Below are 13,970 nucleotides of genomic sequence, written 5' to 3'. Positions count from 1 at the left end.
ACTTAATCATATTGTTCTAAAAAATATTTAATAACATCAGTCGTAGTTACAATTCCTTTCAGTTCTCCATTGTCTACAACAGGCAGAGCATGAAAATCTTCTTTAGCAAAAACTTCCGCTAGATCTTTAATAATGGTATCAGAAGGAAGAGTTTTTGGTTTCGAAGTCATAACCTGCGAAATGCTGAGCATATCCAAGATCGCTTCATCTACACCTTCTTGTCCATCAAACAAAGCACCAAAAGTCAATCGATTAACATCAGTTCGGCTTATAATACCAACTACCACTTTGCCATTAACAACAGGAATATGTCTAATCGAATTCGATTTTAGTTTTTCTACTACTTTTCTTAAATCGTCATTTTGATTTACAGTCACTACGCTTTTAGTCATAATGTGACTAATTGGTTCTCTTTTTTTCATAATAGATAAGTGTTAAATTCATATCAAATATGTAAAATAATTCTGACAATATTTGTGATATTTATCAGCTTTTAAATCAAAACAAATGATTACCTATAATAGTTAAAATTTGAGGATATTGTGAAAATGAATACTAGAAGTGACCGTTTTTTGAGAAATAGATTTGTAAATTCATTCTTAAGTTAATTCGAAATTGCATCGATTGAAATTAAAAATAGTATTTTTGCACTATGGAAACAAATAGACAGAAAAAAATAGGCAGTGTAATCCAGAAAGATCTGGTTGATATTTTGCAAGGTGAAGTGAGAAAAAACGGAATTAGCAACTTAGTAATTTCAGTATCCAAAGTTAGTGTTACTTCAGATTTATCTGTGGCGACAGTATATTTAAGTATTTTTCCACAAGAAAAAGCCAAAGAAACTTTAGAAGGAATAAAATCAAATACTACCCTAATCAAGCATGATTTATCACAACGCGTTCGTTTGCAATTACGCCGTGTGCCAAATCTAGTTTTCTTTATTGATGACTCTTTAGACTATATTGAAAAAATAGACAATGCTTTGGCAAACAGAGAAAATCCAATTGAAAACCGTGATCTACTAGAAAAAAGAAGAAAATCATAAATTGAATTTCCCCCTTTACATAGCCAAACGATATATTTTCAGCCGAAGTAAAAATAACGCTATCAATATTATCAATCGTATTGCCAGCATGGGAATTGTTGTTGGCACAATGGCTTTGTTTGTGGTATTGTCCGTTTTTAGCGGATTAAAAGTTTTTAGTCTTTCGTTTACAAACGAAATAGATCCCGACTTGAAAATGACAAGTACTTTAGGAAAATCATTTTTTATTTCTAAAGAACAAGAAAATCAACTCAAAAAAATTGAAGGAGTTGCCTCTTATACCAAAATTATCGAAGAACGTGTTTTGTTCTTATTCAAAGATAAACAGCATGTTACCTATTTAAAAGGTGTAGACAGTATTTATCCTGTAGTAAACGATATCAAGAAAAAATTATTTAATGGGCAATGGCTTAGAAGAGATTCTTATCAGGTAGTAATTGGATATAGAATGGCGCAGGATTTCTCGATGGGAATTCTTGATTTTGAAAATCCGTTGCAGATATTTGCACCAAAACCAGGAAAAGGAGCAATCGAAAATCCAAATGAAGCCTTTACAAAAACAGATGTATTGCCTGTTGGAGTTTACTCAATCAGTGAAGATTTAGATTCGAAATATGTATTTGCAGATTTAGGTCTTACTCAGGAATTATTGATGTATAAACCCAATCAGATTTCAGGAATTGAGTTTAAACTGAAACCAAATGCAGATGAAAATGCCATTACAAATCAATTAAAAAAGATCTTCGATAATAAAGTCACCTTAAAAAACAGAGCACAGCTTAACGAGTCTTTATACAGAATGCTCAATACGGAGAATATCGTAGTTTATTTGATTTTTACTCTCGTAATTGTGGTAGCACTTTTTAATTTAGTCGGCGCTTTAATTATGATGATTTTAGAGAAAAAAGGAAATCTAAAAACCCTTTTTAATCTTGGAACAGAAATCAACAGTCTTCGAAAAATATTTTTACTTCAGGGAACGCTGCTAAGTATTTTTGGCGGATTATTGGGTCTCGCTTTAGGTATTATTCTAGTAGTGCTGCAGCAAAAATATGAGCTTATTATGCTTACCGCAACTTTGGCATATCCAGTAGTATTTACAGTAGAAAATGTGCTTATTGTTTTAGGTACAATTGTTTCTCTTGGTTTTGTCGCTTCATTAATTGCCAGCAGCCGAGTAAGCAAAAAGTTGTTGGATTAATATATTTCTCTAAAAAATATTACTTACATTTATTGCTTTAAAAATTTACAGCATATGATTGTTTCTGCCTAATCCTAATTTTATTTTTTTAGAATAATTAGGATACTTACGTTTTACTTTCTTAGTTCAGATTATTACATCTGGGCAAATTTTATCATTTATCCTAAATATCATGACAGAAACAGTTATAAAGAAAAGTTTATTTTCTAAAATTTTCACCACCCTAAAACAAGCCTTACAAGGCGACGAATTCTTTGATTATACCTCTGGAAGCATTAAAAAAGCCGTAATTCTATTAGCCATACCAATGGTTTTAGAAATGATGATGGAATCGGTTTTTGCTTTAGTCGATTTGTATTTTGTTGGTCACTTAGAACACAGCAGTTTTGCAATTCAAACAGTGGGATTAACAGAGTCTGTTTTAACAATTATATATTCTCTAGACATCGGATTAAGTATGGCAGCAACCGCAGTTGTAGCAAGACGTATTGGAGAAAAAGATCCTGTTGCTGCAGCAAAAGCCGGAATGCAGGCTATAATTATTGCATTTGTACTAAGTGTTTTTATGAGCATTTTTGGAATCATCTATGCCAAAGATATTCTTTTATTCATGGGAGCTTCTGTTGAAGCCGCTGAACATGGGTTTAGATACACTCAAATTATGATTGGCTCAAGTTTATGTATTACATTTTTATTCTTGATAAACGGAATTTTTCGCGGTGCTGGTAATGCGGCAATCGCAATGAAAAGCCTTTGGATTGCTAATATTTGTAATATTATTTTATGCCCAATTTTAATTAATGGTTTCGGGTCAATTCCTGCTTTCGGATTAGTTGGTGCGGCGATTGCCACGACTTTAGGAAGAAGCATTGGGGTTTTGTATCAAATTTATCATTTGTTCTATGGAAATGGAGTTTTAAAAATTAAAATCTCTTATTTAATTCCAGATTTCAAGCAGATAAAAGCTTTAGTCAAAATTGCTGCTCCAGGAGTTTTGCAATTTGTAATCGCTTCATGCAGTTGGATTTTCTTGGCACAATTAGTAGCTACAACAGGAGGCGATCATGGTTCTGCAGGTTATCAAACGGCATTGCGAATTATGATGTTTTTTATTCTGCCTGCTTGGGGGTTAAGTAATGCAGCGGCAACTTTGGTCGGACAGAATTTAGGAGCCAAACAAATTGAACGCGCCGAAAAATCAGTTTTTACAACTGCAAAATACAATTTGGTTTTTATGGCTTCTATTACAATTATAACATTAGTTTTTGGACAGTATATTATTTCATTTTTTACCAATGACGAAATAGTAAAAACGGTTGCAGTCGAAGCTTTGCAGATCATGTGTATTGGTTTTGTCTTTTATGGAATTGGAATGGTTTTAATAAATACCTTTAATGGAGCAGGAGATACGTGGACACCAACAGGAATTAATTTCTTCGGATTTTGGCTGTTTCAAATACCATTAGCCTATATACTTGCCAAACATTTTAATATGGGACCAACAGGAGTTTTCATCGCAATTCCAGTTGCTGAAACTGCAATAACATTAGCCGGAATCTTTTTCTATAAAAGAGGAAAGTGGAAAAGAGTTCAGGTTTAAAATTTATTTGTATACTTTTTCTTAAAAAAAGACGTTAAAAATTTAGTAACCAAAAACTATATTATGAAAAATAGAATTAAATTTTCAGCGCTTTTAGGAATTTTAGGATTAGCAGTTATTTTTTCATTTAAACCACTAGAGGAGAAAAAAACAATTGTAATTGATGCCGGTCATGGCGGAAAAGATCTTGGTGCCGACATGTATGGATTTCAAGAGAAATTAATTACGGAAACAATTGCAAAAAAAATTAAAACGTTAAATAAGGATAGTAACCTTGAAATTGTTTTACTTCGAGATAGTGATCGTGAGATGGAATTGAGCGAAAGAGTTTCGATTATCAATAATTTAAAACCAGACTTAGTTGTTTCTCTTCATGTTAGTAAAAGTATGAATATGAGTGTAAACGGAGTAGATGTCTATGTTCCATCAAATGAGACGTTTCATGAAAAATCAAAAGAAAGGGCAGTTATTGTAATTGATAAAATGACTGAAGCTGGAAATCTCAAAAAAAGAAGAGTTTCTGAAGCACCTTTTTATATACTAAAAAATGCTAGCTGTCCTGTAATGACATTACAAATTGGATTTTTATCGAATGAAAAAGATCGCGATTATATTACCAGTGAAAAAGGACAGACAGAAATTGCCCTAAACATTTTAGAAGCTGTAAAGTAAAAATGACTATACATTCAAAAAAAGACCTTCAATATTGAAGGTCTTTTTTATATATCAGATCTTTATCAGAGGTGAAAACTTTGGCAAAGATTATATTTTAAACAAACTCATATCCTGCATAAACCTGCTCAATTTCTTTCATAATTGCGAATAAATCTTCAGGCGCATCAGTCGTAACCAGTTTTTGTTTGAATTCTTTAAAAGAATGAATTCCTTTGAAGTAGTTCGTATAATGACGACGCATTTCTACAATTCCTAAACGTTCGCCTTTCCAATCCATAGACCATTGTAAATGATTTCGAGCGGCTTCAACACGATCAATAACCGTTGGAGCAGGTAAATGTTCGCCCGTTTTAAAATAGTGTTTAATTTCATTAAAAATCCACGGATAACCAATTGCAGCACGGCCAATCATGATACCATCAATTCCGTATTCGTTTTTATATTTTAAAGCCTTTTCAGGATTATCGATATCACCGTTTCCAAAAATAGGCATCGTAATTCTTGGGTTGTTTTTTACACGCGCAATATGCGACCAATCAGAGTGACCTTTGTACATTTGAGCACGAGTTCTGGCATGAATCGTTAAAGCTTGAACACCTATATCCTGAAGCCTTTCTGCAACTTCATCAATATTAATCGAGTTTTCATCCCAGCCCAAACGCGTTTTTACCGTTACAGGTAAATCTGTACTTCTAATAACCGCTTTTGTCAAACGAACCATCAAATCAACATCCTTCAAAACGCCGGCTCCAGCACCTTTACAAACTACTTTTTTTACAGGACAGCCAAAATTAATATCGACTAAATCAGGTTTTACCGTAGAAACAATTTTAGACGAAAGTGCCATTGCTTCCTCATCACCACCAAAAATCTGAATTCCAACAGGACGTTCGTAATCAAAAATATCCAACTTCATTCTACTTTTGATTGCATCACGAATCAATCCTTCTGATGAAATAAATTCCGAGTACATCATGTCAGCGCCGTGCGTTTTGCATAATCTGCGAAACGGCGGATCACTCACATCTTCCATCGGAGCAAGCAGTAAAGGAAATTCGGGTAATTCTATGTTGCCAATCTTGACCATCTTCATAATTTTTTGCAAAATTACAACTTTTAGTTCAATTTGTACCAAATTGAGATTCAAAGGTTCAGAGAAGCAAAGGTTCAAAGGTTTTTTTATCAGGCAATTAGATAAACCTTTGTCCCTCTGAACCTTTGCAACTTTGCACCTTTACTAAGTTCTATAATCAAAAAACCGAATAGGTTTACGGCTCATTGGGTTAAAAACCAAAGGGTTTAAAGTTTCTTTTGAGGCGAATTCTATTTTTGGAGTTACTCTTAATTTGGCTCTAAAATGATCTTTTATTTCCTGCAAAAATTCTGGAGTTTGATTTTTTACAGCAATCTTTATCACGATTTCATCCGTGCCTAAATCGTTTGTCGAAATTTCAATAATATGATTTTCGATATTATCAAAACCACTTAAAACATCGTTCATTGCCGGCGGATAAAGTGTTGTACCTTTGTATTTGATCATTTGTTTTTTTCGTCCTAAAACTGGACCAACACGCAAAGTGTGTCGCCCGCAGGCGCAAGGTTCATTATGAAGCTGTACAATATCGCCCGTTTTAAAACGCAGTAAAGGCATCGCTTCAATACCTAAAGTAGTAAAAGTGAGTTCACCCGTTTCGCCATTTTTTACTGGCAGATTATTTTCGTCCAAAACTTCAACAATGATTAATTCTGGATGATGATGACCGCCTTTTCCGTGTTCACATTCTGTAAAAGCCGTACTCATTTCAGTAGAAGCATAAGTCGAAAATAACTTAATATTCCATTTATCCGTGATTTTTTTAGACAAAGTATTCATCGAAAAATCTTGATCTCTCAGCGATTCTCCAATACAAATAGCGCCTTTTACACTCGAATTATTATAATCGATTCCGTGAATTTCGGCATATTCAATTAACTTCAATAAAAACGAAGGAACCGTTATTAAATAACTCGGATTGTATTTTAAAATCGAATCCCATTGCATTTCAGGAATTCCGGCACCAACACGAATAACGCCTACTTTTAGTTTTCGTAGTCCCAGAAAATAAGCCAAACCAGCCATAAATTTTCTATCGATTGTAGTCATCAACTGTACAACATCGCCTTCAGCAATTCCTGCGCAGGCAAAAGAAATAGCTTCATTATAAGCCAATCGATCTAAATCAGAATCGGTTAAACCAAAAGTTACAGGATCTCCTAAAGTACCAGAAGTAGAGGCGTAGTCGATAATTTTGTTTTGCGGTACACATACAAAATCATCATTGTATTGTTGTAAATCTTCTTTTGTAGTAACAGGCAAAAATTGTAAATCTTCGAGCGTTTTAATTTTTGAAATATCAATATTCTGTCCAGCAAAAAGTCTTTTGTAAAAAGGAGAATTTTGACTGATGTATTCTAAAAGTTCGGTAAGTTTTTTTTCTTGAAAAATTTTAATTTCTTCTAAAGAATCTTTTTCTATTGCTGGAATCATTGTAGTTTTCTTTTGATCTTTTTTAAATATTTTTCAATTTTTTCTTTTTCGGGTGCAGTGGTGATTTCTTTCGTCAAAGCTTTTTCAAAATTAAGCTTTGCCTGATTAAAATCTTTTATTTGGTAAAAGTACAATCCTGGCTTATAATATACAACCCAATAATCAGGGTTTAAGGATTGGTAATTTTGAATAAATGCAGCCGAAATACTTTCTTTTTTTTCAAGCAGAGCATCTATTTTATGATCTTCAATTCTAAATTTTTTATAATTCTCGTAAGCTGTAGTTTCTAGAAAAGGATCTTTGGCAATATTTAAATTTTCTAGTTGAAACGAAACCAAAGTATCTGTTTTTCGATTATTAAAAACAGTATCTAAATTGTAGCAGACAAATTCGCCTAATTGATATGGATTAGCAGAGACCCAGACTAATTTTTCTTTAGGTTTAAAAATAATTCCGTGATGTGCCATAAGCTGATTTAGTGCTTTTTCAGATCCATAACCAAGCGGAATATCTTTTAAACCGTTTTTATTTCGAAGAATTTCAGAAGCAATTTTAGGATTTACTTTTGGATTTTCAGATAAAAGTTCCTGCATTCTTTCAAATCGATATTCAGAATGGCTGTTAGCGATTTGAGCTTGATTTCTTTTATCATATTTAAAAGCGTCACCTTGAAAATGATTTGAGCAAATTAATTCATTGTTGTTTGAAACGTCGTAAACATCCATTTTTTTGGGAGAAACTTCGATTAAAACTGCTTTATTATCATTTGCACTTCCTACCATTATAGATTCAGAAACAAATACTTTTCTTTTTTTGGCAATCGCAACGGCTTCGTCTATAGTTGCGGCGTGCTGTAAAATTTCTCGAGTAAGAATCGAAATTGGTGTTTTGGCAATTAACGGAATTTTCGATTTTGATGCATTAATTGTAATCGTTAAACCTTCTTGGTTCATTCCAGAAACCGCACCAATCATTCCCGGCCAAGTAATCATCATAAATTTATGACCTTCTTTCGGATTTATGAATGCCACGATTTTATTTTCGGCGAAAGCATCATTTACATAAAAATCAAAATTTCGTCCAAGAATTAAACTCCCGTCTTCCGATTTTTCATTCCAAGCAGCAAAAGAAGAACAGCCGACTAAAGCTAAATCTTGAAGAGCATGGCCAATATCGTGTGCAGCGTGTAAATATAAGCCGCGTTGATATTTGGATGCGATATTGTCAAACTCATGCGAAGTATATTCTGAAACACCAAAAATTTCTGTTTGATATTCTTCAGGAACATTCAAATATAATTTTCGATTGTACCATTTTAAAAAATGACGAAGCATTTTCTGTTCAAAATTGGACGGAATTAAATCGGTTATTTTAGAGAAAAAAATCTGTTGTTGTTTTTTTAAAAGTGAATCTGTCAAGGCGCCGGTGTTTAAACCAATTTCAAGCGGATCGCCTTCAGCATACAATTCCCAAAGACCTTGTTTGTTTTTTAAAAGAGAATTTTTTCCTGAAGTAAAAACAGAATCAGAGATTTTTTTGACAATAGGTTTTTGTGCATTATATCCCGAAATTTCGGGTTGATGGTGCATTGATTTTGATGTTCCGCAAGAAACAAGCGATAGTAGAAAACCGATAAATAAAAAAAATGAGATTCGGTTTTTCATGATTCTTTATTCAGATTCTTTGTTAATTTTGGTAACCAAATATTCTTTACCAATAATTTCAGAGCAGGTAGAAACGGCACCAATTGTTACACCCAACACTCCGTGCATGTTTATACTTTGACCCGTAAGATACAAATTATCCAATTTGGTTTTTGCAGGGATTAATGTTTTCATCGGATTATTAGAATCTTTAACATATCCATACATATTTCCATTGTAACCGCCAATATAATCGCGATATGAAAGCGGTGTAGAAGAGTGAATCGATTTGATACAATCTTTAATTCCTGGAAATTTCAGTTCAATTTCATCTAAAAATTTAGCCGTTTTTCTCGCTTTAAATTCCTCATAACTTTCCCCTCGATCACTTTTTTCCGCAGTTGTGTTAAAAGTATCAATCCAAGGAATCATATCTTCATATTTCATGTACGTAATAAACGTCATTCCGTCAGCCCAGATTTCATCTTTTTTTGAAGCATTCATCGAAGCCATAAAACCTTTTGGCCACGAATCATCATCATAATCATGCGCAGTCCAGACCTCACTGCTTTTTTTGAAATGATAGAAATTATGATTGATATACTTAAAAGTTTCAGGTTTAAAAACCAAATACAAACTAAAAGCCGAAATGACACCTTCAAGACTTTGAACTCTATTAACAAACGCTTTTCTAAAGTTTTCTTCGCCAGCCATTTTCAAAGTTGTTTTAGGTTCAATATTTGAAATAAACATGGAGCCGAAAACTTTTGTTCCGTCTTTTAATTCTACAAATTCAACTTTATTGTTTTCGACATGAAATTGAGTCACTTCTTTGTATTTATAAAATTCGCCGCCGTATTTTTTAAGCTGTTTTAAAAGTTGTTTTGTAATTTGGCTTCCGCCGTTAATGCATCGCCACGAACTTTGAATGTATGAATTTACCGAAAGGGCATGAACGTAAAAAGGTGATTTATCCGGAATTCCGGCATATAAAAAATTAGAGCCGGCAAGAACCGCTTTTAACTTTTCATTCTGCGTGCATTCGTCAATCGTTTCTTTTGCGTTTAGCGCAAGTATTTCATTTTCATATTTTCCTTCCCAATTTAAATTGTAAAGCGGAAAAGCGTCGCAGATCGACTTTAGTTTTTCGCAGTATTTATCAATATTGGCTTTTTCTTCAGGAAAAAAGGCAGTCAGCTGTTTGGTGAAATTATCGTATCCCTGCGCATGTGGATATTCGTTTGGATCATCTTCAAAAGAAATCATATCGTAACAATTATCATCTAATTTTTTCAAATTTAGATGCTTCATAATACCGATATAATTAAAATATTTATAGAGATTTTCGCCTTTATCTAAGCCTCCGATATAATGAATTCCCGTATCAAAAATGGTTTTATCACGAACAAAAGTCTGCAGATTTCCGCCGTATTGATTGTTCTTTTCAAGCACACAAACGCTGTAGCCTTCTTTAGCCAAAATTATAGACGAAACCAATCCGCCTAAACCGCTGCCAACAATTACTACATCGTAATGCTCCTTCATTCTATTTTTTCTTTACTACGGTTATATCATTTTCTTCAGCAGTAATTTCAAAACCAGCTGCAATCAATTTTGTTTTTAAATCTGGGCAGTTAATTAAAATTATTGCCGTGCTTAAAATGATTTTTTCAAAAGCAGCAACATAGCTTTCATCAGAAATTAAAAGAATTTCATGTTGATTTTCAAATGCTGATTCTAATGGATCTGAATAAAATATTTTTCTTTTTTTAAGGAAATAATTCGTTTTTGCAACAGCCAATTTTTCTTCATCATTTATAAATGAAAACACCTTACGCTGTGGTTCCTGCAAAGTCAATAAAACATCAAGCTGCCCATAATCATTTGCAAGATGGAGTATTTTAGCTTTAGAATCAATGTATTTATTTAAGTTGTAATAGGTTTCTAAATTTTGACTTAGATCTTTTTTTACACTATTGCCTATTTCAAGTTCTTTATAATCATAGCTGTTAACGAGCATTGATTTAAAATAAGCAGGACCTTCGAGCTGCTGGCGAATTTTGCGATATTCAGCCTTAAAGAAAGAACTGATTTGTTTTGTACGTTCGGCATAATTATTTCCAAAAGAATTATTTTCGGGAGTAATTCGCTCTAAAATTGAAAGGGTAAGCGTACTGCGATGAATTACAAAATCACCTTTTGGAATCGCTTCTGAGGCTCCATGAATTACAACTGGAATAATATCTAAATTAAATTCTTGAGCAAGAAAGAAAGCGCCTTTATGAAATCTTTTTACGACATTGTTTTCAGAACGGGTTCCTTCTGGAAATACCATTAAGGAATAACCTTCTTCAACTTTTTTTCTTAAATGTTCTACACCGCCTTCAAGACCTTCAGAAACGGGATAAAAACCTGCTTTTCTAACTGTTCCGCCAAATATAGGAGAGTTGTAAACCCAGTCGCTTACCAGAAAAATAATTTTTGGACTCAGCATTCCCATTGCAAGAATATCTATAAACGAAGAATGATTTGCAATTATAACAGCTGGCTTATCAAAAGTTTCATTAAAATTATTGATGACTTTTTTGTGGATAAATGGGTTTGAATACAATACAGATTTCATGAATTTTGAAATCACATATCTAAAAGCTTTCATTTTTGTTTTTTTGCTCAGCGGTAAAATCGGCATTATCGTAAAACTGAAAATAGACATTAAAATGCCGCCCATACCATAATAGAAAAACGAAATTACACCATGAATAAAAGTGCGTAATTGAAAAGGAGGATTTCCGTTTTTGGGTCTATTTGACAAAAATAATTTGAACAGTATAGGATAAAAAATAAATGTAATAATTAAAGCTGCAAAAACTCCAATTAAAGAAACGGAAGAAATAGATCGTAATGCTGGATGTTTTGCAAAAATCATCGCACCAATTCCTAAAATAGTGGTAATTACCGCCAGAATAATTGAAGTTCTGTAAATGGCAATTTCATTTTTTCCTGACGAATATTCTTTTTGTAAAGCGCTTGTCATGAAAATACTAAAATCAACACCATGACCAAAAATTAAGGTGCAGACAATCATGCTGAAAATATTCATTTGAATACCAAAAATGCCCATAATTCCAGCCGTAACAATTCCAGTTAAAGCAATTGGAATACAGCTGATAATCACTAATTCGACTCTTCGGAAGAAGAAAAATAAAATCAAAATTACGGCAACAAAAGAATAATTTACAAGCGAATTAAAATCAGTTTTTAAAGTACTGAAAAAGGTTTCATTCATTTGCTGACGATCAATCGCAATGATGTTGTCTTTGGCAGAAGTTGATTTTACAAAAACATCACGTTGTTTTGGGGTAACTTTTACTAAAGTTGAAATCGTATAAAAACCATTTTTTTCGGTTACAAATTCTTTCAGCTGCAATGCTTGAACTTTTAAATAATCTGAAATAGAAATTGGTTTAAAATCAAAGTCTAAATGATCAAAAAAGATCGAGTATGTTGTTGGTTTAAAGCCAAGTTTTGAACCTTCGGAAATCAATTGTGACTTCAAATTTTCTTTTTTCTCAGCGTTCCAAAATGAATTCCATTTTTCAATTTTCTCTTTTTGCGCTTCTTGCGAAAGCACAATACCGCCAATTGAACTAAAATTCAATATTTTGTCTTGTTCTTTTGCTGCAGATAAATCTCCAAAAAGCTTGTTGTTGTTCTGCAATACTTCCTCCATACTTCCTCCATACGAGGCAACATAAATGGTTTTGGAAGTTAAACTTGTGCTTTCTTCCAATTGTTTTTCGGCCGCTTTAATGTCTTTTGGAACAAAATTTAACTGCGATAAATCGTTATTGAAGCCAACATTATTATAAGTAAAACAACAAACGATTGTAATTATAACACACAGACCAATCAGGATTTTATTATTATGAAAGGAGAAATGCGCGAGTTTATCAATCGCATTTTTTTTATGTTCAAAATTGTCTTGTTTTGGATTATACAAATGCGGAATAATCAAAAGCGAGAAAATTCCAGTTGCCATAACGATAACAGCAGCAAAAATTCCGAGATCATTTAAGGCATCCGATTTTACAAAAAGCAAACATAAAAAGGCAACGGCAGTTGTTGAACTGCTCATAATAACAGGCATCGTAATGTCTTTGTACAAGGTTTTTATATCGCTATTGTGTTTGTAATGCGTAAGAATGTGAAGCGAATAATCGATCGTAATTCCCAACAAGATCGATCCAATTCCTAGAGAAATCGCTGAAATTTGTTCTTTTACAAAATATAAAAAGGCAACAGCAAATAAAGCTCCAAAAACGGTTGGAAGAAAAATAATAAGCGGAATTAATATTTTTCTATAAAATAATATCAGAATCAACATTAAGGTAAACATCGCAATTGATGTTGTTAAAACAATATCGCTTTTAATTTGTTTTGCATTGGCAGCCGCAATTAAAGCCGAACCAAAATAACTCACAGAAGTTTTTCCTTTAAATTGCTGATTTAAGTTTTCTTGAATTGATTTAAGTTTTTCGGCAAAAATGGAGTTTTTTTCCGTTTCGCTTGATGAAATATCTGAGGTTATAAAAAGAAGTAATTTCTTTTTATCCTTTGTCATTACAAAACCATTATCGAGTGTAAAATCGTCGCCAATATTTAATTGCTGTAATTTTTTTAAAGCGATGAAAGAAATTCCAAGCGGATCCTGCAGAATAAAATCTTTGGTAATAAATCCAGATGGCGAAATTATTGATTTGTAATTTCCATCAACAGTTGCCGCAATACTGTCTTTTTGCAGTTTGTTTTGAATAGCAGTATAATCGTTGTCATCTAGAAAAAGAGGCAGATTATTGTAAACAAAATCAATGGTTTCCTGAATGTTTTCTTCGTCTATTTTCCCTTGAATTCCAGTAATGTATGGTTTGCAGGATTTAGAAACGCTGTCTGAAAAAACAGCAGCCATTTCTTTTAAATCGTCTTGAGAACCGTTTTTTTCGAGTTTAAAAATAACGGTTGTTTTATCGGCAAAATTTAATTGTTTTAAAACTTTTGCGGTCGCATCGGCTTTGTCGTTTGCTGGAATAAGCTTGCTGATGTCCTCTTCAAACTTAATTTGTGAAGCAAAAAAGCCAAATACTAAAAGCATCAAAACGGCCAAAAGAACCGATAAAGATTTTCGTCGGTTTACAAATAAATGAATGGCGTAGAAGTATTGATGCATAGTTATTTATTATTGTTTTTTTACCACAGATTACATGGATTAAAATGATTTTTTT

At 32.8% G+C, this 13,970-nt stretch carries 10 protein-coding genes; 4 read left to right on the top strand and 6 right to left on the bottom strand.

The window, feature by feature from the left end; translation table 11 throughout:
• Positions 1–2: 2 nt before the first annotated feature.
• On the bottom strand, positions 3–422 hold the full coding sequence (locus tag ACHRV0_RS02790) for a CBS domain-containing protein (RefSeq protein ID WP_089053564.1): 420 nt from the start codon (positions 420–422) through the stop codon (positions 3–5).
• Positions 423–652: 230 nt separating this feature from the next.
• On the opposite strand from ACHRV0_RS02790, the gene rbfA reads away from it, so the two are divergent.
• From rbfA to ACHRV0_RS02770, 4 genes are all read left to right on the top strand, one after another.
• Positions 653–1,045 (top strand): 30S ribosome-binding factor RbfA, encoded by a 393-nt coding sequence (rbfA, locus tag ACHRV0_RS02785; RefSeq protein WP_089053565.1) that lies wholly within the window; start codon positions 653–655, stop codon positions 1,043–1,045.
• 1 nt (position 1,046) lies between these two features.
• Positions 1,047–2,246, top strand: coding sequence for an ABC transporter permease (locus ACHRV0_RS02780; protein ID WP_395439832.1), 1,200 nt, complete (start codon positions 1,047–1,049; stop codon positions 2,244–2,246).
• A gap of 172 nt (positions 2,247–2,418) precedes the next feature.
• On the top strand, positions 2,419–3,846 hold the full coding sequence (locus tag ACHRV0_RS02775) for an MATE family efflux transporter (protein ID WP_395439831.1): 1,428 nt from the start codon (positions 2,419–2,421) through the stop codon (positions 3,844–3,846).
• A 63-nt stretch (positions 3,847–3,909) separates the two neighbouring features.
• Positions 3,910–4,518: an N-acetylmuramoyl-L-alanine amidase gene (locus ACHRV0_RS02770; protein ID WP_395439830.1), complete on the top strand. Its 609-nt coding sequence runs from the start codon at positions 3,910–3,912 to the stop codon at positions 4,516–4,518.
• 97 nt (positions 4,519–4,615) lie between these two features.
• Here ACHRV0_RS02770 and dusB read toward each other — a convergent pair whose 3' ends face one another.
• From dusB to ACHRV0_RS02745, 5 genes are all read right to left on the bottom strand, one after another.
• The gene (dusB, locus tag ACHRV0_RS02765; protein WP_089058965.1) at positions 4,616–5,608 is read right to left on the bottom strand and encodes a tRNA dihydrouridine synthase DusB; all 993 of its coding nucleotides are present in this window, start codon (positions 5,606–5,608) and stop codon (positions 4,616–4,618) included.
• A gap of 150 nt (positions 5,609–5,758) precedes the next feature.
• Positions 5,759–7,048, bottom strand: a complete 1,290-nt coding sequence (locus ACHRV0_RS02760; RefSeq protein WP_395439829.1) for a phenylacetate--CoA ligase family protein — start codon at positions 7,046–7,048, stop codon at positions 5,759–5,761.
• A complete protein-coding gene (locus tag ACHRV0_RS02755; protein ID WP_395439828.1) occupies positions 7,045–8,712 on the bottom strand; it encodes a C45 family autoproteolytic acyltransferase/hydolase in 1,668 nt (555 codons plus the stop codon). Before ACHRV0_RS02755 ends, ACHRV0_RS02760 begins: the two co-directional genes overlap by 4 nt.
• 6 nt (positions 8,713–8,718) lie before the next feature.
• Complete coding sequence (locus ACHRV0_RS02750; RefSeq protein WP_395439827.1) at positions 8,719–10,236, bottom strand: phytoene desaturase family protein; 1,518 nt, start codon at positions 10,234–10,236, stop codon at positions 8,719–8,721.
• A gap of 1 nt (position 10,237) precedes the next feature.
• Positions 10,238–13,915 (bottom strand): 1-acyl-sn-glycerol-3-phosphate acyltransferase, encoded by a 3,678-nt coding sequence (locus ACHRV0_RS02745; protein ID WP_395439826.1) that lies wholly within the window; start codon positions 13,913–13,915, stop codon positions 10,238–10,240.
• Positions 13,916–13,970 lie beyond the last annotated feature (55 nt).

The sequence above is a fragment of the Flavobacterium sp. FlaQc-30 genome, from assembly GCF_044005885.1.
Classification (GTDB): Bacteria; Bacteroidota; Bacteroidia; order Flavobacteriales; family Flavobacteriaceae; genus Flavobacterium.
The sequence above is the reverse complement of the archived record's forward strand: the minus strand, read 5'-3'. Positions and strand labels throughout refer to the sequence as shown.